The 21,917-nt window shown below is 62.7% G+C and carries 21 protein-coding genes; 8 read left to right on the forward strand and 13 right to left on the reverse strand.

The features are described 5' to 3' along the window. The first annotated feature begins 61 nt into the window (after positions 1 to 61). The 3 genes from MJ8_RS24315 to MJ8_RS24325 are packed head-to-tail and all read left to right on the forward strand — an operon-like array spanning position 62 to position 2,146. Entirely contained in the window at positions 62 to 721 is a 660-nt protein-coding gene (locus MJ8_RS24315) for an amino acid ABC transporter permease (protein WP_201411221.1), read from the forward strand. Beyond that, entirely contained in the window at positions 711 to 1,370 is a 660-nt protein-coding gene (ehuD, locus tag MJ8_RS24320; protein ID WP_201411222.1) for an ectoine/hydroxyectoine ABC transporter permease subunit EhuD, read from the forward strand. The genes MJ8_RS24315 and ehuD overlap by 11 nt, the downstream gene beginning before the upstream one ends. Then, on the forward strand, positions 1,370 to 2,146 hold the full coding sequence (locus tag MJ8_RS24325) for an amino acid ABC transporter ATP-binding protein (protein ID WP_201411223.1): 777 nt from the start codon (positions 1,370 to 1,372) through the stop codon (positions 2,144 to 2,146). Before ehuD ends, MJ8_RS24325 begins: the two co-directional genes overlap by 1 nt. A gap of 69 nt (positions 2,147 to 2,215) precedes the next feature. Here the strand turns inward: MJ8_RS24325 and MJ8_RS24330 are convergent, their stop codons facing one another. The 4 genes from MJ8_RS24330 to MJ8_RS24345 all read right to left on the reverse strand — a co-directional run bounded on the left by MJ8_RS24330 (position 2,216) and on the right by MJ8_RS24345 (position 4,865). After that, a complete protein-coding gene (locus tag MJ8_RS24330; RefSeq protein ID WP_201411224.1) occupies positions 2,216 to 2,914 on the reverse strand; it encodes a winged-helix domain-containing protein in 699 nt (232 codons plus the stop codon). A 107-nt stretch (positions 2,915 to 3,021) separates the two neighbouring features. Next, positions 3,022 to 3,636 (reverse strand): acyl-homoserine-lactone synthase, encoded by a 615-nt coding sequence (locus tag MJ8_RS24335; protein ID WP_201411225.1) that lies wholly within the window; start codon positions 3,634 to 3,636, stop codon positions 3,022 to 3,024. Between the two features lie 67 nt (positions 3,637 to 3,703). Then, positions 3,704 to 4,432 (reverse strand): LuxR family transcriptional regulator, encoded by a 729-nt coding sequence (locus tag MJ8_RS24340; RefSeq protein ID WP_201411226.1) that lies wholly within the window; start codon positions 4,430 to 4,432, stop codon positions 3,704 to 3,706. 166 nt (positions 4,433 to 4,598) lie between these two features. Next, the gene (locus tag MJ8_RS24345; protein ID WP_041002500.1) at positions 4,599 to 4,865 is read right to left on the reverse strand and encodes a helix-turn-helix domain-containing protein; all 267 of its coding nucleotides are present in this window, start codon (positions 4,863 to 4,865) and stop codon (positions 4,599 to 4,601) included. Positions 4,866 to 4,992: 127 nt separating this feature from the next. Here MJ8_RS24345 and MJ8_RS24350 point away from each other — a divergent pair, with 127 nt between their 5' ends. Continuing rightward, the gene (locus tag MJ8_RS24350) at positions 4,993 to 6,330 is read left to right on the forward strand and encodes a threonine synthase (protein ID WP_201411227.1); all 1,338 of its coding nucleotides are present in this window, start codon (positions 4,993 to 4,995) and stop codon (positions 6,328 to 6,330) included. On the opposite strand, the gene MJ8_RS24355 is transcribed toward MJ8_RS24350, so the two are convergent. From MJ8_RS24355 to MJ8_RS24365, 3 genes are all read right to left on the reverse strand, one after another. Beyond that, positions 6,325 to 7,398: a PLP-dependent cysteine synthase family protein gene (locus tag MJ8_RS24355; RefSeq protein WP_201411228.1), complete on the reverse strand. Its 1,074-nt coding sequence runs from the start codon at positions 7,396 to 7,398 to the stop codon at positions 6,325 to 6,327. The two genes, MJ8_RS24350 and MJ8_RS24355, sit on opposite strands and share 6 nt — an antisense overlap. After that, positions 7,392 to 8,330, reverse strand: coding sequence for a kinase (locus MJ8_RS24360; RefSeq protein WP_225248024.1), 939 nt, complete (start codon positions 8,328 to 8,330; stop codon positions 7,392 to 7,394). The genes MJ8_RS24355 and MJ8_RS24360 overlap by 7 nt, the downstream gene beginning before the upstream one ends. Positions 8,331 to 8,457: 127 nt before the next feature. Then, positions 8,458 to 10,839, reverse strand: coding sequence for a transketolase (locus tag MJ8_RS24365; RefSeq protein ID WP_201411230.1), 2,382 nt, complete (start codon positions 10,837 to 10,839; stop codon positions 8,458 to 8,460). 128 nt (positions 10,840 to 10,967) lie between these two features. Between MJ8_RS24365 and MJ8_RS24370 the strand changes: the two genes are divergently transcribed. Next, positions 10,968 to 11,435, forward strand: coding sequence for an Lrp/AsnC family transcriptional regulator (locus MJ8_RS24370; protein ID WP_201411231.1), 468 nt, complete (start codon positions 10,968 to 10,970; stop codon positions 11,433 to 11,435). A 78-nt stretch (positions 11,436 to 11,513) separates the two neighbouring features. Here the strand turns inward: MJ8_RS24370 and MJ8_RS24375 are convergent, their stop codons facing one another. Both MJ8_RS24375 and ligD read right to left on the reverse strand, forming a co-directional pair. After that, positions 11,514 to 11,951, reverse strand: a complete 438-nt coding sequence (locus MJ8_RS24375) for a hypothetical protein (RefSeq protein ID WP_201411232.1) — start codon at positions 11,949 to 11,951, stop codon at positions 11,514 to 11,516. Between the two features lie 293 nt (positions 11,952 to 12,244). Further along, positions 12,245 to 14,014: a DNA ligase D gene (gene ligD / locus MJ8_RS24380; protein ID WP_201411233.1), complete on the reverse strand. Its 1,770-nt coding sequence runs from the start codon at positions 14,012 to 14,014 to the stop codon at positions 12,245 to 12,247. Between the two features lie 309 nt (positions 14,015 to 14,323). Between ligD and ehuB the strand changes: the two genes are divergently transcribed. Next, entirely contained in the window at positions 14,324 to 15,196 is an 873-nt protein-coding gene (gene ehuB / locus MJ8_RS24385) for an ectoine/hydroxyectoine ABC transporter substrate-binding protein EhuB (protein ID WP_201411234.1), read from the forward strand. 92 nt (positions 15,197 to 15,288) lie between these two features. Here ehuB and MJ8_RS24390 read toward each other — a convergent pair whose 3' ends face one another. Beyond that, on the reverse strand, positions 15,289 to 15,729 hold the full coding sequence (locus MJ8_RS24390; RefSeq protein WP_201411235.1) for a CopG family transcriptional regulator: 441 nt from the start codon (positions 15,727 to 15,729) through the stop codon (positions 15,289 to 15,291). 5 nt (positions 15,730 to 15,734) lie between these two features. Continuing rightward, positions 15,735 to 17,717: a conjugal transfer protein TraG gene (locus tag MJ8_RS24395; RefSeq protein WP_201411236.1), complete on the reverse strand. Its 1,983-nt coding sequence runs from the start codon at positions 17,715 to 17,717 to the stop codon at positions 15,735 to 15,737. A 269-nt stretch (positions 17,718 to 17,986) separates the two neighbouring features. Here MJ8_RS24395 and MJ8_RS24400 point away from each other — a divergent pair, with 269 nt between their 5' ends. Both MJ8_RS24400 and MJ8_RS24405 read left to right on the forward strand, forming a co-directional pair. Further along, positions 17,987 to 18,241: a helix-turn-helix domain-containing protein gene (locus MJ8_RS24400; RefSeq protein WP_201411237.1), complete on the forward strand. Its 255-nt coding sequence runs from the start codon at positions 17,987 to 17,989 to the stop codon at positions 18,239 to 18,241. Beyond that, positions 18,241 to 19,551, forward strand: a complete 1,311-nt coding sequence (locus MJ8_RS24405) for a type II toxin-antitoxin system HipA family toxin (protein ID WP_201411238.1) — start codon at positions 18,241 to 18,243, stop codon at positions 19,549 to 19,551. The genes MJ8_RS24400 and MJ8_RS24405 overlap by 1 nt, the downstream gene beginning before the upstream one ends. A 6-nt stretch (positions 19,552 to 19,557) precedes the next feature. Here the strand turns inward: MJ8_RS24405 and MJ8_RS24410 are convergent, their stop codons facing one another. Then, positions 19,558 to 19,914 (reverse strand): hypothetical protein, encoded by a 357-nt coding sequence (locus tag MJ8_RS24410; RefSeq protein WP_201411239.1) that lies wholly within the window; start codon positions 19,912 to 19,914, stop codon positions 19,558 to 19,560. A gap of 23 nt (positions 19,915 to 19,937) precedes the next feature. Continuing rightward, the gene (locus tag MJ8_RS24415) at positions 19,938 to 21,671 is read right to left on the reverse strand and encodes a relaxase/mobilization nuclease domain-containing protein (RefSeq protein WP_201411240.1); all 1,734 of its coding nucleotides are present in this window, start codon (positions 21,669 to 21,671) and stop codon (positions 19,938 to 19,940) included. Positions 21,672 to 21,917 lie beyond the last annotated feature (246 nt).

A 21,917-nucleotide genomic window follows, 5' to 3' on the forward strand; every position in this document is an offset into this window, starting at 1 on the left:
TTCGAAGCGCCCCGCCAGCCGCTACGCCGCGCCCGTTGCCGGCAAAGGGCGGCGAAGCCGCATGAGCATGCTCGACATCTGGCTTGGGATCCTGCAAGGGCTGCGTGTAACGGCAGAGGTCACAGCCTATGGCCTTGTCTTCGCGGTGCCCTTCGCGCTTGTTTTCGGCGTCGCGCAGTTTCTGACCACCGGATTGACGCGCTTTCTGGTCACGGCAGTCATCGAATTCTGGCGCAGTTCGGCGGTCGTCGTCCTGCTCTTTGTCTTTTACTACGTTCTGCCGGTCACGGGGGTCACCCTCTCGGCGATGACCGTCAGTGCATTGGTGCTCGGCCTCAATAGCGGCGGCTATGCCAGCCAGGCGGTGCGGGCCGGGCTCCAATCTCTTCCGGCCGGCCAGCGCGAGGCTGGCATGGCGCTCGGCCTCTCGCGCCCGGCGATCCTGCTTCTGATCGAGCTGCCCCAGGCGTTGGTCGCCATGAGCCCCACATTCGTCAACAACCTCATTCAGCTGGTCAAGGCGACTTCCCTTGTCTCCCTGGTCACGCTGACGGACATGACCTTCCGCGCCAAGGAAATCTCCCAGACCGAATACGACCCGGTCGCGATCTATTCGGCGTTGCTGCTAGCCTTCTTCGTCGTCTGCTATCCGATCGCGCTCGCCGGCCGCTGGCTCGAAGCGCGGGTCAATCCCGAAAGAGGAGTGGCTCGTGGGATTTGACCTCGACTTCGCGCTCTCGACCGTCCCGATCATAATCGGCGCGATCGGGACGACCCTGCTCGCAACGGTCTTGAGTTGCCTCGGCGCGTCGGCGCTTGGCTTCACGTTCGAGATGATCCGCCGTGGCGGCGGCGTGCCCGGCTTCGCCGTGCGCTTCCTGATCGATTTCATCCGCTCGACGCCGGTGTTGGCCTGGCTCTATTTCCTGTATTTCGTCATGCCCTTCTACGGGATCCGGCTCGGCGCCATGACGGTGGGCATATTGGGGCTAAGCCTCTATTACAGCGGTTATCTGGCAGAGGTGTTCAAGGCGGGCATCGACGCTATTCCGAAGGGCCAGCAGGAAGCAGCCAGAGCCCTGTCGCTCACCCGCCGCGATACGGTCATTTTCGTCATCGCACCCCAGATGCTGCGCAACATCGCCGCGCCCCTGGGCAACTACCTGGTCTCGATCCTCAAGGCGACGCCTTATCTCGCGATCCTGGCGGTGCCGGAAATGCTTGGGCGTGCCTTCGACATCGCATCCCAGACCTATCGCTACGCGGAGCCGCTGACTGTCGCGGGCGTTCTGTTTCTGGCGCTGGCGCTGATCGTTTCTTATGGGGTCAAGCGCATGGAGAAGCTCCTGCTTGCGAGCGGGCGCCGCTGATGCTCGATCGGCGGGCGCCTCCGACCCCGACGCCTCAATCCGTCCCGCTCGTGCGGATCGACGGCCTCAACAAGTGGTTCGGTGCGCTGCAGGTATTGAAAGACATCGATCTGACCTTGCGGCCGGGTGCGCGCGTCGTCGTCTGCGGACCCTCGGGGTCCGGCAAGTCGACCTTGATCCGCTGCATCAACGGTCTGGAGCCCTTCCAAAAGGGGACGATAGAGCTTGCAGGAAGACGCCTCGGAAAAAGCGATCGCGATGCGGCGATCGCGCGCCGGCTGACCGGCATGGTGTTCCAGAGCTTCAACCTCTTCCCTCACCTCACCGTGCTTGCCAACTGCACGCTGGCTCTGCGCCGGGTCCTTTCGAAATCGGCGCGGGAGGCCGAAGAGATCGCGATGCGGCATCTGACGGCGGTGCACATCGCCGAAAAGGCGCGGGCCTATCCGGCTGAGCTGTCGGGCGGCCAACAACAGCGGGCGGCGATCGCGCGCGCGCTCTGCCTCGATCCCCGCATCATGCTTTTCGACGAACCCACCTCGGCGCTCGACCCGGAAATGATCAAGGAAGTGCTCGACGTCGTGATCGCGCTCGCGAAAACCGGCGTGACCATGGTCTGCGTGACGCATGAAATGGGCTTCGCACGCGAAGTGGCGGATGAGATCGTGTTCATGGACCAGGGCCGCATCGTCGAGCACGCGTCTTCCAGTGGCTTCTTCTCCGGAGCCGCTCATCCGCGCGCCAGGCTATTCCTGGACACAATCCTGAGCCATTGAACGTCGCACACGCAGCTACGGCGCGATCGGCGACATGACAATTGAATGGCGCGGGAATTGCCGACGGGACTACCAGTCGGGCGCGAATGCGTAACCAGCAGAGCGGACCGTCCGGATCACATCGCTTCCCACAGAGGACCGAAGCCTTTTGCGCAACCTGGCAATATGAACGTCGACACCGCGTATGTCGGTTGCGGCGGCATGCTCAGGCCATGCGGTCGCGACCAGTTCCTCCCGGCTGAGCACCTTGCCGGGTTGCGCCAGAAGGCTGCGCAGAAGCTTGAATTCGATCGGCGGCATAAGGATTTCTTTTTGCTTGAAGAATGTCCGGTGGGTCTGTCGGTCCAACCGGAAATCGCCCTGCACCAGATCGCCTGCCTTGGTTTGGCGCGCAAGCCTGGCGGCTCCCGCCTTGCCATGCAGCCAGGTCAGAAGCTGTTCGGGCGCAAAGGGCCGCGAGAATATCTCGTCGACGCCCGCCTTGATGAGGTCCAGGTGCAGTTTGCCGGAACGCGGCGCGACCAAACCTGCAAGAGGCGCTGCTCTTGTCGCTTCGGACGATTTGAGCGACAGGCATAGCTTGGCGACTGCGCGGTCGCCCGGCTGACAGTCCAGGATGACCGCAAGCGGCGTTTCGGCCTTAATGGCGCGCGCGATCTCCTTGTCCGCCGTGATCAGGCGGGTTTCGAAGCCCGCCACTGAAAGGATATGCCCGAAAACCAGAAAGAAATCCGGGTCCTTCGAAGCGATCAGGACCAGCGGCATCATGAGTTCATCAACCGAATTCGGTGCACCATAGGGCTGACTACCGCGCAAATGGGCGCGATGACAATATCCCCTGGCGGGCGAACCTCCAGCTGCCGGAGGCAATCAGCCTAGATTTTGTCCGCCAGTATGGCGCCGGTGATGCCGTAAGCCTGGCGCGTCTGCTCAATGGCCTCAGGCGTGACATCGATCAGCAGCGCGATGATGTCGCCATCGGGATGTTCGAGAGCGTTGCCGAGTTCGTAAAGCGTCCAGCCAAGGGCACGCAGGCGTTTCGGCCAGAATGTTTCGCACACGACGCTGATTTGTCGAATCCCCAGACTTTGCGCCGTCTCGAGGAGGCCGCACAGAACAAAGCCGGCGATCGGCGACGACGCTCCGTGCGTGCGAAGCGATGGGACGACAAAAAAGCGCGTCCATTCGAAAATGTCAGCCGCTCGCGGAGGCGTGCCGCCGGCGAGAATCGGGAAGACCTCGCTCATGAGATGCGGCTGCAATGTCGGAACGAGACGCGAGCCGCCGACGATCTTGCCGTTGGTATCGAGCGCCAGAACGTAAAGCGCATGCTCATTGTCGAAGGCGTCGATCTCGATGTTGATCGGCCGGGCGACGGCGCGCCAGCGTCTATGCTTGACGTAAATGTCGTACCGGATGCGAAAATAGCGCTCCAGGACTTTTCTATACTGCTTCCTGTTTTCCCAGGTGACCAGATGAATACGGACCATGACGCCTCCAAAAGTGGAGGTCGTAGGAAAACACGCTTCCTGCCCGTATGATGGTATTCAGGTATTGCTAAATCTGGATTTCCTGTCGTCGCAGAGCTTTGACGATCGCATGCGAGACATTGGCCGCGTCGAGCTTTCCTCGAATGTTGCGCTGATGGCTTTCAACTGTGTTCCTTGTGACGCCCAGGATGCAGGCGATGTCTTCGTTCGACTTGCCTTCCGCACTCCACTCCAGGAGTTCGCGCTCGCGCGGCGTCAAGGGCGCGGCATCGACGGCCTGGCCGGATTGTTCCAGCCCTGACAGACGTCGGAAGGTATGCACGCAAAGCGTCTCGATGAACGGCACGTCGCTCGGCGCTATTTCAATCCGATCGCCCGCTGCCGTGACGACGCCTGGCCCTGCCAGCGGCACGTGGACTGGAACGCAGAGACCTTGGCCCATCCCGAAGTCCGCCGCTTCATCCATCACCAGCTTTGCGCGCGCAGAAAGCTTTGCCGGCGGAAGTTCGTCCCATAGGAATGGCTTCGGCGAATGCCGGCACTGCGCGACGCAGGGATCGTGCGAAAAATAATCCTCCGACATGTAGCGAAGGTACCATTCGGACGGCCAACCATCGACCAGGATCTCTCGGCTCCAGTCGGTGTCGTGCGGCACGGGCAGGCCGGTGATCAGAAAATAACGCAGGCCGTAAGGCTCGATGGCAGAGCGGAACTCTTGGAGGATGTCATCCACCGAGCACGCGCCGTCGATCCTTGAGATCGCTGCAAACAACCCAAGAAGACTATCGATCTCCATCGGCAGACCTCGACAAGTGTCGGCCCCATCCCAGCCGACAACTTAAGATGGCAAGTACGGTATATTCAATGGGACTTGCGCCGAATGTACACTTCAGGAGTCAATTAGCTGGCGCAAAGATAAAGAGCCTGAAAGCCACATCAATTTTGGGTGAACAGACCGCGCTTCATTCCGTTGACTTTGGCGTCGTCTGCTTTGTCCCGCGCGCTGCTCGCCGATTCGATGGAACGGCCGCGATCAACTCTTGCGGCTCGACATCCAAGGCCTTCGCCAGGATCTCGACTGTATCCAGCGTGGCGTTGCGCCGACCGGCCTCGACGCTGCTGATATAAGCTCGCGTGCGGCCCGAAACGAAAGACAACTGCTCCTGCGACAGTCTTCTTTCCCTCCGTAGCCGCTGCACGTTCAAACCAAAAACGCCGCGAAGCTTCATCCAACAACGGATGCTACGACGCGCACTATGGTGCGACACACTATAGTGCACATTCCGCATTGACAGCGGTGCCGCGGGCTGTTTGAAACAACCGGCGAATTCATCGTTTTCTGACACAGGAATAGCCATGCCGAGCCCGCCGTTTCGCGACCTCGCGCACGACATATCCGTGCATGCCTCAGGCGAGATCAGCCGACCCAAAACGGACAAGAGCCGGGTCCTGGAATTCGTCTGCATCCGTTGCGGTGCCTCCTACCCCGCCGATATCAGCATCGACTCCAAAGGGTGCGCACGGTGTCAGGCGACCGCGCCCGCAAATCTTCGGCCGGTATATGCGGATCCTCCCGCTCATCCCTTGGAGGGCGCCACGCCATCGCGCTCGCTGTGGCGCTTTGCGCACATGCTGCCTTGCAATGCCGCGGATGCAGTGAGCCTCGGCGAGGGTTTGACGCCCCTGCTCGCGGCGCCGCGCATCGGCGCGGTCCTCGGCGTACCCAACCTCGCAATCAAGGACGAAGGCCGAAACCCGACCTGGTCGCATAAGGACCGTTTCTCGACCGTCGCCGTCAGTGTGGCGCGCGCCCGTGGCGCAAAGGTCGTCGCGACCGCCTCCTCTGGCAACGCCGGCGCTTCGCTGGCGGCCTACGCTTCCAGAGCCGGGTTGAAGTGTGTTGTCACTACTTTCGCCGGGTCTGCCGGCGCGATGCTGGCGCAGATCCGAAAATATGGCGCAACGGTGCTGCCCCTGGTCAACAAGATGGACCGATGGTCGCTGCTGGAACAAGCGGCTGCCCGCTATGACTGGTTCATCGCCTCGCCCTATCACGGTCCGGTGGTCGGCAGCCATCCGCTTGGCATCGAAGGCTACAAGACGATCGCCTACGAGATCGTCGAGCAGTCGGATGGCAAGGCGCCGGACTGGTGCGTCCTTCCGGTCTGCTATGGCGATGCATTATCCGGCGTGTGGGCTGGCTTTTGCGAATTGCATGCGCAAGGGGCAATCACCCAGCTGCCCCGTCTCGTCGCCGCGGAGGTGCACGGGTCGTTGGCGGACGCGCTTGCCAGCGGCGCCGATGCCTTGAGTGAACGCAAGCTGCTTTTCGACAGCCTTGCGGTATCAATAGGCACGCCGCGCAGCACCTTCCAGGCTTTGAAGGCTCTGCGCGAATCCGGCGGGCACGCCGTCCCCGTCGACAATCAAGGTCTGGTCGCGATGCAGGAACGCCTTGCGCGCGACGAAGGAATCTTTGCCGAACTGGCATCGGTTACGCCGCTGATCGCCATATCGACGTTAAAGGATCAAGGCGTCATCGCGGCCACAGACCGCGTCGTGGCCGTCGTGACCGCCAGCGGTCTCAAGGATCTTGATCGGTCCATTCGATCGAATGACCACGGCGAGATCTTCCAGACGACGCAAGACGCCTGGCGCTGGCTCGACAAAAGCGGGCCGGATCTCGTCTCATAGATTCTCCGCCGCACCAATAGCCGATGGCACCACAGTTGCTGCCTGGGTTTTGAGCACATCGTCGAGACTGCGCCGCATCCAAAGAAATCGCGTCCATTGCGTCTCTGCGGCCGGTGCGATTGTCGTCAGCGTCCTCGGCTCCGACGGTTCCTTGCAGGGCCAGCCAGGCAGGGTTGCAAGCCAGTCGTCATTGTAGACGGTCTCGGCATGGCGATGGCCTTCGTCTGGCATGATGACCGCGATCTGTGCGTCCGGAAGGGTCTCTGCAACCCAACCCGCCACCAACGCGGCGGCGCCGCTGGTCGGCCCCATGAAGATCCCGTGCTCGCGCAGCAAACGGTGCGCACTCAGATACGCCGGATAGGCGCCGACCCAATGGATCTCGTCGACAAGCTCATGCCTGACGTTTTTCGGCAGAACGCTGTTGCCCAGGCCCCGCAGCATGCGTTTGCCGACGGGCTGCCCGAACAGAATGCTGCAATGGGTATCGACGGCAAACACCGTCAGGTGGGGAAAGACCGTTCGCAGAAAGGAGGCCGTGCCGCACAACGAGCCGCCGGTCCCTATGCAGCCGACCAGACAATCGACCTTTCCCATCGCCCGAATGAAAAGTTCAGCCAGCCGCGCATAGGCAAGCCAGTTCCCCGGACTGTCATATTGGCGGGTCCAGAAGCCGTCCGGCTCCTTGGCGAGGATTTCCTGCAGGCGCTCAAGCCGGCCAGGCTGGTTGCCGTCGCCGCGCGGATCGTCAAGCGCGATGACCGTGGCGCCGATGCGCTCCAGCCGGGCTTTGTATTTGGCGTCGATAAGCGTCGAAGCGGTGACGAGGGTAAGGCGATAGCCACGCGCCGCCGCCAGCAGCGCCACCGCCATGCCGAACGTGCCGGATGTCGTTTCGACGATGTGGGAGCCTGGCTTCAGTTCGCCATTCGACGCTGCCCGATCGAGAATGTAGCGAGCCGGCATCAGCTTCATCAGCGGAAAAGCCGCCGCGACCAAATTTGGCGCCAGGCGAGCCAGGCGTGGAGTTTCGAGGTCCCTGAAATAGTCGACGGCGAGGGTCACCATGTCCAGCCCTCCGCATTGACCAGATGGACCTCGACGTCCTTGAAGCCGGCGCGTCTTATCTGTTGTGCGACCAGAGCTGCCCGTCGCTTCAGATTCGATGCGAAAAGATCGAAGATGAGACCGAACAACGACCCGCTATGGGCGACTTGCACGCCGCACGCCCCGGCCCGCCTGGCGATTTCAGCGATCTCGTCGAAACCCTGTTTCGGCAAATGCCGTTGACTGATCAAGGCACTGGCCGAGGCGGCACGTCCAAGAAGATTGGGATCCTGAAGGGAAACCGCCCGCGCCACCAGCGCCCGAAGCACGCCGAATTCCTGGATTTCGGCACTGTCGTAGCGCGCCGGCGGCAGCTGCAATGTATCGACCGGGACACCGCCATTCGCCTTGAACCCGACCAGTAGCAGCGGCGGGAGCGAGCCGCCGAAATTCTCAATCACCCGGCCCTCGCGTTGCGCGAACAGGACCGCATGCTCATCGAATGCGATCGCGTCGCTGGCGCGCTCAGCGGCAACGGCGAGACGGCCGATGGTCGAGGACCGCAACTGCACCTTGAGGGCCGCGGCAACCGCGCGAATGGAAGCGACGACGTCCGCGGTTGATGAGCCGTAGCCGTGCCCCACGGGAATCGAGCTTTGCAGCGTCAACACGCCACCACCGGTCGCATTCAAGAAATCGAGCGTGAGCCGCGCGGCTGCCGACGCCTTGATCTTATGATCCGGGTGGACAATGACCGCATCGTCGCCGCTCCTGGCAAAGGTCGCCTCGGACCTCAAACCGGCAATCGGGAGCGTGACGAGCCCGCGATGAAGGCGCCCGCCATCGTCCTTGAAGACGCCCTGGATGAGTTCGCCGTGATGCCCAATTGCCGCTCCCCTTCCGATCGAGGGCCGCGGCGTTTCACGGCTCGTAAGATCGCCAGCGCCAGCCATTTTCATCTCCCCCACGCTTTCTCGCAGCGAAGGAGGATGGCGCTGGGGGCTCACAGCCGCCCTCAAGGAATTCCGGTATTGACGGCTTGCTGTCGAACGAGCCGGCCGGGAGGCGCACGATCCATCGTCAGGCGGCGGAGCCGAGATGCCTCAGCGGCCGGCCAACCGAAATCGATTGCGCCGCAGCCATGATACCCTCGGCATTGATCGCGTAATGCCGGTAGAGATCCGCGATCGTGCCGGTCTGGCCGAAGTGCTCGACCCCCAAGGCGCGTGTACGGTGGCCATGGACCGACCCCAGCCAGGCGAGCGTCGCGGGATGCCCGTCCAGCACCGTCACGATGGCGCAGGAACTGGGAAGGCCGGCCAGAAGGCGCTCGACGTGACTCGAGGCGTGCGGATGGCCGTACTGGCGCGCGCGGGCCGCGGCGGACCAGCCGGCGTTCAGCCGATCGGCCGAGGTCACGGCCAGAAGCCCGATGTCGCGGCGATCGCCGCCCATCAACCCCAGCGCCTGTACCGCTTCGGGCGCGACTGCTCCCGAGTAAGCTATCACCAGTTCGGCATTTGGCCCGGGCTCGCGCAGCCAGTAGGCGCCATCGACGATGTCGCGCGCCAGCTTGCTTTCCATCGGGCGTGTCGGTTGCTCGATCGAGCGCGTCGAGAGCCTCAAGTAGACCGAACCTCCGGTCTGATCGCGCAGCCAGGTATGGTCGTCAGGCTCGGCTTCGGCGCTACGCTGCATATAGTCGAATCCCCAACGCAGGATGGTCGCCAGTTCATCGACATAGGCCGGCTCGAACGTCGCCAGACCGTCCTGCGCCATGCCGATCAGCGGTGTGGCGATCGACTGATGCGCTCCGCCTTCGGGAGCCAGCGCCACGCCGGAGGGCGTCGCCGCCAGGACAAAGCGGGCGTCCTGGTAACAGGCATAGTTGAGCGCATCGAGCCCGCGCTTGATGAAGGGATCGTAGAGCGTGCCGACCGGAAGCAGGCGCTCGCCGTGGAGCGAGTGCGACAGGCCGAGGGCCGAAAGCATCGTGAAAAGGTTCATCTCGGAGATGCCCAGTTCGATATGCTGTCCGGACGGCGCAAACGTCCAGTTGAAGGTGGAGGGGATGCGCTCCTCGCGGAAAATGTCCGCCTGACCGCCGCGGGCGAACAGGCCCCGCCTGTTTACCCAGGCGCCCAGATTGGTCGAGACAGTGACGTCGGGTGACGTCGTGACGACACGGCTGGCAAAATCGCTGTCCGACTTTGCAATCTCGTGCATCAAAAGCCCGAAGCCTTGTTGTGTCGACATGAACGGCTGAGCGGCGAAGCCGATGCGCGCCGGCACCGGAATGGCAGGGGCCTTATGACGACGCGGGGCTGCCTGCGCGAAAGGCGAGGACGCGAGGAAATCCCGTATCGCAGCCTCGTCATAGGCGAGGCCCTCGAACATGTCCCATTCGCGGCCCTCGCGGACACCCATGCCTTGCCGCAACGCGTCGACTTGCGCCGGCGTCATCAATCCGGCGTGGTTGTCCTTGTGGCCGGCGAGCGGCAGGCCAAAGCCCTTGATCGTATAGGCGATGAAGCAGGTCGGGCGATCATGCCCGCGCGCTTCCTCGAAAGCATCGATGATGGTCTCAAGATCGTGGCCGCCGAGATTTGCCATCAATGCGGCAAGCTCTTCGTCGCTGCGCTTCTCGATCAGGCGGCTGACCGGTCCCTGGTCGCCCAGATCGTCCAGCAGACGCCTGCGCCATGCCGCGCCGCCCTGGAAGGTCAGCGCGGAATAGAGCTGATTGGGACATGCGTCGATCCAGGCCCGCAGCTTTTCGCCGCCCTCCTCCTCGAAGGCGGCCTGTTGCAATGTCCCGTGTTTGAGGATCACCACGTCCCAGCCGAAGTTGCGAAAAATGGTTTCGAACCGCTGCCACAGGCCTTCGCGCACCACCGCGTCGAGGCTCTGCCTGTTGTAGTCGACGATCCACCAGGTGTTGCGCAGGCCCTGCTTCCAGCCCTCGAGAAGCGCCTCGAAGATATTGCCTTCATCCATTTCGGCGTCGCCGAGCAGAGCGACCATCCGGCCTTCCGGCTGGTCGGTGTTCCAGCCTTTTGCCCTGACATAGTCCTGGACCAGAGAGGAGAACAGGGTCTGCGCGACGCCCAGTCCAACCGACCCGGTCGAGAAATCGACATCGTCGATATCCTTGGTTCGGGACGGATAGGACTGCGCCCCGCGATACGCGCGAAAATTCTGCAGCTGCTGAAGCGTCTGCTTGCCGAACAGATACTGGATCGCATGGAAGACCGGGCTGGCATGCGGCTTGACGGCGACGCGGTCTTCCGGCCTCAGGATCTTGAAATAGAGCGCCGTCATCAAGGTCGAGGCGGACGCCGACGACGCCTGGTGGCCGCCGACCTTGAGGCCGTCCGCCGAGTCGCGAAGATGATTGGCGTGATGGATTATCCAGACGGCCAGCCAGAGGACCTTGCGCTCAAGCTCGGAAAGGATCGTCATCGTCGGGCTCCCTGTGAAATCGCGCCTCAACGATACCCGCGTCGACCTTCCGAATGTGGCTATTCTTGCGCAAAGCGATCGATGATATTGGCTGATCCAGCCAATTGCGGCCCATAGATGAGGGAAACATGCCAAATCCGGCGCTTGACGCAATCGACCTGAAGATCATCGCTGCGCTGCAGAAGAACGCAAAGGCCACTTCGAACGACCTCGCCGAAGCCGTCGGTCTTTCGCCCTCGCCTTGCGCTCGGCGCGTCAGGCTCCTGGAGAACGCCGGCGTCATCAAGGGCTACACCGTGGTGGTCGACCAGAAGAAGCTCGGACTGCCGATCAGCGCCTTCGCGTCGATCAAGCTTGAACGGCAGCGCGAGGACGATCTCGACCGGTTCTCGCAAGCCGTGCTGCGCTGGCCGGAGGTGGTCGACTGTTATCTGATGACCGGCCAGCGCGACTACCTGATGCGCATCGTGGTGCGCGACCTCGAGGCCTATGAGCGGTTCATCAAGGACAAGCTGACGCGGCTGGACAATATCGCTTCGATCGAAAGCAGTTTCGCCCTGGGTCAGGTCAAGCGCTCGGAAGCGCTGCCAATCTGATAGAGCGAGTATTCCGCAACGGCCATCGCGGCGACAGCCGATCTGCGTGACCTTGCGCGGGTCGAGAGCGGATGCGCCTCAAGATCGGCGGTCCCTGGCCGCATCCTCGATCAATCTCGCCAGCAACTGGCGGAATCGTTGGTCAGACTTGTCCCCAATGTTTCCTATATCTTCCGCCACCATGCCGGGTGCAGAAACCGACGCCTCCCCACTTATCGAAACGCTGACCTTGAAGGCCCTCGCGTGGTTTTTCTCCACCGCTCCATTCCCGTAGATTCGGAATTCAACAGACGGCGCAACGGCGCTATCCTCGGGGCGTGGGATGGGTTCTATATCGATGATCACCTCTCCCGCCACGTCTGCCTTGGCCGCTTCCAATGACGCGACCACGACCTCCGTTAGCCAATCTCTGGCCTGGGCGCCAAAGTCCACCTTTGGAGTATGCCCATCCGCGCTCTCGTCCTGCCGACGGTGAGCCTTCTTGCCCCGCTCAAGGGCCTCTTTGAACTTGGACATTTCTGGCCGCCTTCGACCTGTCAGGCATGAGATACGGCAGATCGGCCGCAGCTCTCCAATCTAAAGAACGCACGCGATCCTCGGATGTTGCGCCTCGACGAAATTGCCGCTTTGGACACGCATACCTGACGGCGCTGTCCGGGTTTGCTTGCGGAGTGCATGGCTGGACCGCCGGTTCCGATGGCTAGATCGGCATCAAAGTGGAGGGGTCTTAAATGTTATTGAGCCGCGTGGTTACTTGCCTTCGCTTCCAAGAAGGATGAACTGAGCGCCGCAAGTTAAGCGGCTTCGCACTACGCTACCTTTCGAACAGCAGCCCTGAATGGGTGATCGATGGTGAAGGCGTCCGGCTGGATTCCCCGCTCGATCTGCGTCCATGTGACAGGATGGGCAATAGGAAAGCCGGGCCGCGCTCGTGGCGAGAACGTACCGATCGCAGTATTGCCGCGCCCGTTGCGCAGATAGTCGAGGAAGATGCGACCCCGTCGGGCTGCTGGATCGGCTGACAAGAGGTAACGGTCCGGCTTGGCATCGATGAGGCACTGGGCGAGCGATTTGGCGAGTTGCCGCGCCCTGTCGTGGGTTACACCCGAAGCCAGCGGAGCCGTCAGGTGAATGCCTTTGCCCCCGGTGACCTTCGGCCAGCTCCGCAACCCAGCCGCTTCCATGATTTCACGTAGCGACAGCGCCGTCTCGATCACCGCATCCCATGGCACGCCTTCGCCAGGATCGAGGTCGAGCACGAGCTGGTCGGCATGCTCGATGCCGTCAACCGCAGCGTTCCAAGGATGCAGCTCGACAGCGTCCATTTCGACCAACCCAAGCAGCCCGTCGAGATCATCCACCCAGACCCGAACACCTTCGCCGCCCTCGCGCTTCTGAACGCGTAGCTGGTGCACCGGTCCTGGTATCGGAGGCAGCGGTCCCTTGTGATAGAAGGTGGCCCCGTGCGCATGACGGACCAGCTTCAGTGGTCTTCGGCCCAGATAAACCATTGCTCGGTCGGCCACCCGCCGCCAGTAGTCCACGAGCTGTTCCCTGGAAGGTGCAACAGCATCGGGTAGCAGCTGGAGAATGTTCTCGCGAGGAACGCCATGCTGGCCCTCCAACCTGCGCTTGGAGGGCGACGGCGGCTTCGCCGGGATCACCTGGAGATCCTCGCGCAATCCCTTGAACACGGCCTCGCGCAAGATGCCCCGGTCCGTCACGCCACTGAACTGCACCTCCGCCAGCACCTCCGGCCGGACCCACGTCGCCTTGGGCTTTTTGATCGGCTCCGAGAGAGGTGATTTGCTGATGATGAGCGGATCAAGCCGCTCGCGAACCCGCCGGGCTTCCCCCAGCGTATAGCCGCTTTGCGCTTTTCCAGCATAGAGCAGCCGCTCGCCCTGCCACCTGCCGATATAGAGCGAAGCAATGCGGCGTGGCTGCGCGCCAAGCTTTTCGACGAAAGCGACAATCGGGAACGTGTCGCTCTTGACGCACTTGACCTTGAGCCAGCTCGTTTGGACACCGGAGCGGTAGGGAGAGTCAGCCCGCTTTGAGACCACACCCTCCAGGCCCATGCGGCAGGCATGGTCGAACACGTCCTTGCCGCTGATTTCCAGGTGTTCGGCATAGGTGAGTGTTGGAGCCGTTTCCTGCAGCAGCCCGTGCAGAGCGGCTTTGCGCTCAATCAGCGGCTGCTGCCGAAGGTCGCGGCCGTTGAGGTGCAAAAGATCGAACGCAAAGAACATGAGCTTCGGCGAGTTCGGATTTCCCAGCTCCCGCTCAAGAGCTTGGAAATCCGGTAAGCCAGTCTTGCCGAGGACGACCGCTTCGCCATCGAGGATTGCGGATCGGACCGGCAGGTTCGCCGCCGTCTGGACGATCCGTTTGTACCGATGCGACCAGTCATAGCCGCGACGCGTGAAGGCACGTGCCGCACCACCTTCAACGATAAGCTCGGTCCGGTAGCCATCGTATTTGATTTCGTGCAGCCAGTCCGCGTCGGCAGGAGCGTTCTCGACCAGCGTCGGTGATTGGAATTCGATGAAGGCGAGGTGACCGGTCGATTTACGCATGCACTCGAACTCCTGGACCGGGATTCAAACCGGGCAGGAGCAATCGGTTCCAAAGATTTTAGCAAAATTGAATATGATTGTCGGCCGCCGACGCGGTCGGCTGCTGCCTCTGAAGCTCTTAGACCTTGTAGGCGATGATCGTGCGCCGTTCGCTTAACGGTCACTCCAGCGGTGAGCCACTTCTCGTTTCTGCAATATTTTGTACATATTTTGTATATCTATATTGACGCGAGAGCGGGCCTCAACGTAGCGTTGAAGGGCCGGGGCCGGGTCCCTGCGCGCAACTCAATCTCACGGGAGGACTGCACGATGAAATTTCGAGCCCGATCGGCCGCCATTGGCCTCGCCTGCATCGCCTATGCCGCGATTGTCGGATCTGTGCTGCCGGCCACGGCGGAAACGACAAAGGAACGCGTCTTGAGAGAGGGCAGGATCGTGATCGGCATCCACAACCGCGCGCCATGGGGCTACAAGAAGGAAGAGACCGGCGAGTTGCTCGGCTGGCACCCCGACCTGCTCAGAGCGGCGTTCGCCGACCTCGGCGTCAAGCAGATCGACTTCCAGGTCACCGAGTTCGGCGCGTTGATCCCTGGCTTGATGGCCGGGCGCTTCGACGCCGTGGCGTCCGGCTTGTCGATAACGCCGCCGCGGTGCCAGCAGGTCGCCTTCGGCGCTCCCGACCTGAGGCAGGACGACGCGGCGATCGTGCTCGCCGGCAATCCCAAGGCGATCCATGGCTATGCCGATCTTGCCAAGAAATCCGACACCATCATGGGTGGCGGCCGCGGCAGCAACGTCATCCAGAACGCCATCGCCGAGGGCGTCCCTCAGGATCGCATCCTGCAGTTTCCCGACATCGAGACCAACATCGCGGCACTGCGCGCCGGCCGCATCGACGCCGCTGTATTTTCTTCCCCGACGGCGATCGGGCTGCTGGCCGGCAAAAAGAGCCCCGATCTCGAGCGCGCCACCCCATTCACGACCGACGAGAAGTCGATCAGCTACGTCGCGATCGCCTTCAGGAAGGATGATGGCGACCTGCGCGACCTCTATAATCAGGGGCTGGCCAAGGTCATGTCGAGCGGCACGATTGCCACGATCATGGCGAGGTACGGATTTGGTCCCACGGAAAACGTGCCGCCAGGATTGACGACCTCGCAGTTGTGCGGAGCCGCCAACTGACCGGGTCGGCAACGGTAACCCGTCCAGCAGCCAACAGGACCTGAAGGCGCCACGCGAGCCCGGGCGGCGCCTTCGCCTGCAGGCCCTTCGCATCACTGCCGCTCAGGATCGCTGGATGGCACGATGTCTTCGGGGATTTCCTGCCGCAAGCTCGGTCCCTTCGCCAGCCGCCTGCCAAGCGCGGAAACGAAAGCTTCATAGCGCTCGCTCGCCTTGGCCCGCGCTGCCTGGGCCATCGGCTCAGGCAAGGCCGGAGTGGTCGCAAGCCAGAAGCGGATGAATACCGCGTGGGTTTCAACCGAGATGCCGACGTCGCGCTCCAAGCGCGCAATCCGGCGATCGATCCGGTCGAGACGTTTGGAGATCGCCGCCTCGCGTTGCGCGTCGGCATCCGGAGAGAGGAACGACGCGATCGCCGCTTCAGCAATGAGCGACTGCGGGCGATCGCGCCGGGCGGCATAGTCGACCAGCAAGGCCATCACGGCAGGGTCGAGATAGACAGAAATCTGGACCTTCTTCTTTCTTGCTGTCATGACCTTCACAGCTCCATGCCGTCGTCCGGGTCGAGCGCGATCTGACGTGCCACGCCCCGAACAAGGCGAGCCATCCGGCTGCTCTTCGCAGCGAGATCATCCGTCTCGTCAGGCGCTTCGAGCTCGAATTCGTTGACGGACGGCAGCTCGGCAGCCGGGAGAAGAGGATCGAGCTCGGGCTGACGTCGCAATTCGGACTCGGTCGAGGAGTCCGGGACTTTCGCCAGGGCAGTTGCGGCTGCCATCCCGGGTGGCGGAGCCGGCAACGGAAGCGCTGTCCAATCGTCGGGCTCCGCCTCGGCTCGAGTCGTGACAGCCGGTGGCGGCATGATGCGCTCCCGCAACCGCGGGTCTTCGAAATAGCGCGCCTTCTTCGCCCGGATCGGCGGCGTGCCCGCCAGCATGACGATCTCGTCGCCGGTCGGCAGTTGCATGATCTCGCCGGGCGTCAGCAACGGTCGCGCCGTCTCCGAGCGCGAAACCATGAGATGACCGAGCCAGGGCGAGAGGCGGTGACCGGCATAGTTCTTCATAGCCTTCAGCTCGGTCGCGGTGCCCAGGGCATCGGAGACGCGCTTGGCGGTGCGCTCGTCATTGGTCGCGAAGCTGACCCGTACATGACAGTTGTCCAGAATGGAATTATTCGGGCCGTAGGCCTTCTCGATCTGGTTGAGCGACTGCGCGATGAGGAAGCTTTTCAAGCCATAGCCGGCCATGAACGCGAGTGCGGATTCGAAGAAGTCGAGGCGTCCCAGCGCCGGGAACTCGTCCAGCATCAGGAGCAATCGATGGCGATCCGTCCTGGCCTGCAGATCCTCGGTCAGACGGCGGCCGATCTGGTTGAGGATGAGACGGATCAGCGGCTTGGTGCGGCTGATGTCGGAGGGCGGCACGACGAGATAGAGCGTCGCCGGACGAGGATCGGCGACCAGGTCGGCGATGCGCCAGCCGCATGCGCGCGTCACCTCCGCCACCACCGGATCGCGGTAGAGCCCAAGAAAGGACATCGCGGTCGAGAGCACGCCGGAGCGTTCGTTGTCGGACTTGTTCAACAACTCACGGGCGGCGCTGGCGATGACCGGGTGCGGACCGCCCTCCCCCAGATGCGGCGTCGTCATCATCGCGGCCAGGGTCGATTCGATCGGCCGCTTCGGATCGGACAGGAAGGCAGCGACGCCGGCAAGCGTCTTGTCCGGTCCGGCATAGAGCACATGCAGGATCGCGCCGACCAGGAGCGCGTGGCTCGTCTTTTCCCAATGGTTGCGCCGTTCAAGCGAGCCTTCGGGGTCGACCAGGATGTCGGCGATGTTTTGCACATCGCGGACTTCCCATTCACCGCGGCGAACCTCGAGCAAGGGATTGTATGCATCCGATCTTGCATTGGTCGGATCGAACAGCAGCACCCGGCCGTGGCGAGCGCGGAAGCCTGCGGTCAGACCCCAGTTCTCGCCCTTGATGTCATGGACGATCGCCGAGCCTGGCCAAGTCAGCAGCGACGGCACTACGAGCCCGACACCCTTTCCCGAACGCGTCGGCGCAAAGCAAAGCACATGCTCCGGCCCGTCGTGGCGCAGATAATGAGTTCCATAGCGCCCCAGCACCACGCCGTCCGGGGCAAGCAGGCCTGCCGCCTGCACCTCGCTTCTTTCGGCCCAGCGCGCGGAGCCATAGGTCGCAACCTCCCTCGCCTCGCGGGCACGCCACAGCGACATGCCGATTGCTACGGCGATCGCGATGAAGCCGCCCGAGGCGGCGATCAGACCGCCGCGCGCGAAGATGGCCGGTGCGTAGCCGTCGTAGAAATACCACCACCAGAAGATGGCGGGCGGATAATAGACTGGCATGCCGCCAATGACGAACCAAGGCGCTCCCAGCCGTTGCTGATAGCCTAGCTGCCAGGCGGACCATTGCGTCGAGGCCCAGATCGTGAGGAGCACGATCAGGAAGACGACGACGATCTGTCCCCAAAGGACTTTCGTTCCCGACATTCGCTTCTCCTCGTGCCGAGAGTTCGCCAAGGCAGATGCGAGATGCAACCGCCGGCTCGCGTCTATCGCGTCGCGTCGTACTGCCGGCAAGGAAGACAGGGAATAGGGAAGCCCAAGAGCGCCTCCTCGACTGCGGGTTTGAGGCAGGCATCATACGCGATCGCGTATATCCAACTTCTATACGCGTTTGCGTATACTGCATATTTATACGCGATCACGTATATTGCAAATCCATACGCGATCGCGTATACACGCTCTAGGAGACTATCATGACCGACCAGATCGCTCGCAACGAAAAGCAACTCGGCGCCATTCTGCGACGCGCCCGCAGGCAAGCCGATCTCACGCAAGAGATGCTTGGCAGCCGGATCCACCTGCGTCAGGCCACCGTGTCCCGCCTTGAAGCCGGCGAGCCGGCAGTGCAGCTCAGTACGTTGATGGCTGCGCTCTCCGCCCTCGACCTTGAACTCGTCGTTCGCCCGCGCAGCAAAAGCAGCGCGACCGACATCGCGGACTTGTTCTGATGGCGCGGCGGCCGGCTCACACGCCGCTCAATGTCTTCGTGAACGGTCGGCTGGTGGGCGTGCTGCGCAGGCAATCCACCGGCGCCGTGGACTTTCAATATGCCCGCGAATGGCTGGACTGGCACGCTACCTTCCCTGTCTCGCTTTCGCTTCCCTTGCGGGAGGACCGCTATATCGGCGCGCCTGTAGTCAATGTCTTCGACAACCTGCTTCCCGACAATGACGCCATCCGCAAGCGTATTGCCGAACGCGTCGGCGCGGATGGGACCGACGCCTACAGCATGCTTGCCGCCGTCGGCCATGACTGCGTCGGCGCATTGCAATTCCTGCCTGATGGCGCCGATCCCGGCAGTCCTGGTAGCAGCGAAGGCAAGCCGGTCAGCAAAAAGGATATCGCCGGGATGATCGCAAACCTCGCTGTCGCCCCGCTTGGCCTCGGCGAGGATGAGGATTTCCGCATCTCGATCGCCGGCGCCCAGGAAAAGACGGCGCTGCTACGCAAGGACGGACGCTGGTACAAGCCGGTCGGCACGGCGGCGACCACCCACATCCTGAAACCGCAGATCGGCAGGTTGCCGAACGGCATCGATCTCTCCAACAGCGTTGAGAATGAATATCTGTGCCTTAAGCTGATCGACGCGTTCGGCGTTCCCGCCGCCAGAACTGAGATCGCCCACTTCGGGGAGCGCCGTACGCTGATCGTCGAGCGGTTCGACCGGTTGTGGGCCAGGGACGGCCGTCTCCTGCGCCTACCACAGGAGGATATGTGTCAAGCACTGTCGGTCCCGCCGACACGCAAGTACCAGTCAGAGGGCGGTCCCGGCATGCCGTCGATCATCGAGCTTCTAAAGGGCAGCGACAGGCCCGAAGAGGACATCTCGCTGTTTTTGCGTGCTTGCATAATATTCTGGCTCATTGGCGCGACCGACGGCCACGCCAAGAATTTCAGCATTTTTCTCGGGCCCGGCGGGCGGTTTCGGATGACGCCGCTCTACGACGTGCTGACCGCGCAGCCCAGCCTTGATGCTGGCCAAATCCCTCGCAAGAAATTCAAGCTGGCTATGTCTGCCGGCAAGAGCCGGCATTATTCCATACATGAGATCGTGCCCCGCCATTTCATGCAGACCGCTGACATTTCCGGCGTTGGAATGTCCCTGATGCGCAAGATTTTCGAAGAGATCTCCGCAAATGCCGAGCGGTGGACCGAGGCCGTGATTTCGTCGTTGCCACGTCACTTTCCCGCGCAGCTCGTCGAGTCGGTCAGATCTGCGATAATCAGGCGCGCGGCAATTCTCGCCGAGGCACGCTGATCAAGCCTAGAGAGCGGCCCGACAAGGGCCACCAAACCAGACATTCAATATCGACATCCCCTGCGGCGCAGCTACGACTGCCGGTTCTCGGTACACCGGATCGTATCTTCCGAAATCTCCTGCCGCAGCTTCGCGCCTTTCGCCAGGCCGTCGCGCCGTGACGAAGGCCTCGTAGCGTTCGCCGGCCTCCTGCTCGCGCAGACGCATAAGTTGACGGGCAAGCCGGCGCGATCGACCAGCGCGGCCCGAGGTGCGGCGAACGCCAAGCCTCCCTGCCGCGATTCTGTTGTCGTCCAAGTCGTCAGCGCCACGGCTCAGGAAAACCGTGAGGATCTGCTCCCAAAGGGCTTTCGCGACGGACATGGCAGGATCCATCCTTTCAGCTGCTAGAGACCTAGCCCGCGCTTGCGGGCAAAGCTCCAATCGACACCGCCGTCGCCGCGGGTGCTGCCGCTGACATGCTGGCCGAGGTGCTTTTCGAGCGAAGGCGTCCAGGGCACGAGCTGGAATCCGAGGCCATCATCGATCATCGCGAAGCGGCCGGACGCAAGCGCAAAGCGCTGGCTGTAGGTACCGGACACGGATTCGCCAGGTGCGGCACGGTTGAACGAACGGCCGGATTGGGCCGCGATCCTGCCGCCCAGCGCCTCGAGCTCCCTTCGGCGCAGCGTGTCCATCAAGTTGCCGGCAAACACGGTCCCACCCGGCTGCCGCTCCGCCAGCCCCAGGCCGACCAGATGCTCGACGCGCCGATCGAGCGCCTGGCGCACCTCGGCGCCGAAGCCGCCATCGGAAAGAGCCGCCGCAGGACGGGCAAGCGCCTGCCGGTCGAGCCAGGTCGCCCCCTCCGCAACCACCTGTCTGTCGATGTCGAGGTCGGAGCGCACGGCAAGCGCCAGCCGCCGCCGACCCTGAGCGTCCTCGAATGTGCGCAGTTCGACGATTGCGCCTGGTGCGGCGTCGCCCGCCGCCTCGAGATCGGCCAGCCGCACGTGATGACAACGGCCATCGACACCATCGATGATTGCATAGGCACTGCCCCTCAGTTCGTCATCCAGTCCGCGCTCGATGAAACGGCCGCTAATCCTCTCGATGGTCTCTGCGGCCAGCACATAGCTGGCGCTCGCGCGTTCGATGTCGCGGGCCGAGAATGCGCGATGCAGGCGTTTGATGATATCGGCGCGCTCACCCATCTGGCGCAGCGTCGCCTCGGCTCTCTCGCTGACGATCCATTGGCCAGGACCGAGTTGTTCGGCAAGGCCCAGCATTTCCAGCCGGCGCAGCCGCCCGATCTTTGAAGCCATGAATTCGTCAGGCTGGCGATGAGCACGTGGCGCGAGATCGATGAAACCGTTCTCGCCTGCGTCGCGGAGCAACTGGCGGTCGAGCCCGGTCCACCGCTCGGCCTCGACCTGGCGCTCGACATGCCGGCGGATCTCAGGTTCCGACCGGGGGCCAAGCTCCTGCGTGACGAGCTCGCTGGCGCGATCGCGCATGCCGCGGCTGATGTAATCGCGCGAGATCACCAGGTCCTGCCCGTCGTCGGCCCGGCCGCGCAGGATGACGTGGACATGCGGATTGTCGGTGTTCCAATGATCGACCGCAATCCAGTCGAGCGACGTGCCGAGATCCTTCTGCACGCGATCCATGAGAGCACGGGTGAAGGATTTCAGGTCGGCCATCTCGCCGGCATCATCGGGCGAGACGATGAAGCGGAAATGATGTCGGTCATCCTTGCAGCGATCGACGAAATCCGCGGTCGACGCATCGTCGACCTCCGGTCCGAACATGCGGGCTCTCGCGTCGTCGCGTGCGACCCCCTCGCGGCGCAGATAGTTGAGGTGGGTCGCCATTGGCGCGCCGCGTTTCGAATGGCGAACCACGCGCGTCTTGATCGTCGCTAGGCGGGAGCGCCCGGTGAGGAATCGATTGGCTTGAAGGCTCGCTGCCCTGCCGCGTCCGAACTGCGAGCGCCTGCCTGTCCCGATCCGGCCCGAGCGCGACACGCCACCGGCCTTTTGCGCCGCCGCAAGCGCCTGGGCGATGAAGGGCCGCGACGATTGGGCTCTGGTCGAGCGAATGCGGCCCGGACGGATACGGAACTCGTGCTCATCAGACACGGCACACGCCCTCACCTTGCCATAAGTACAGCGAATACAGCGGCTTGCCTGTTCTCAGCACATTGCGCCGTGGCGCTGCAATGTGCGGGAAGCGGTAAAAAACCCAGCAAATACAACGAGCCGACCGCAGCACAATGTGCGCCCTTTTATCTTGCCGTCCCTCGGTTGTTGGCGTAACCGTCTGGTCCCTGCACATATTTGAAGTAGCGCATGCTCGCGTCATGTCGGGTTCCTTCGGTTTGTGGA

It is taken from the genome of Mesorhizobium sp. J8 (assembly GCF_016591715.1).
GTDB lineage: Bacteria > Pseudomonadota > Alphaproteobacteria > Rhizobiales > Rhizobiaceae > Mesorhizobium.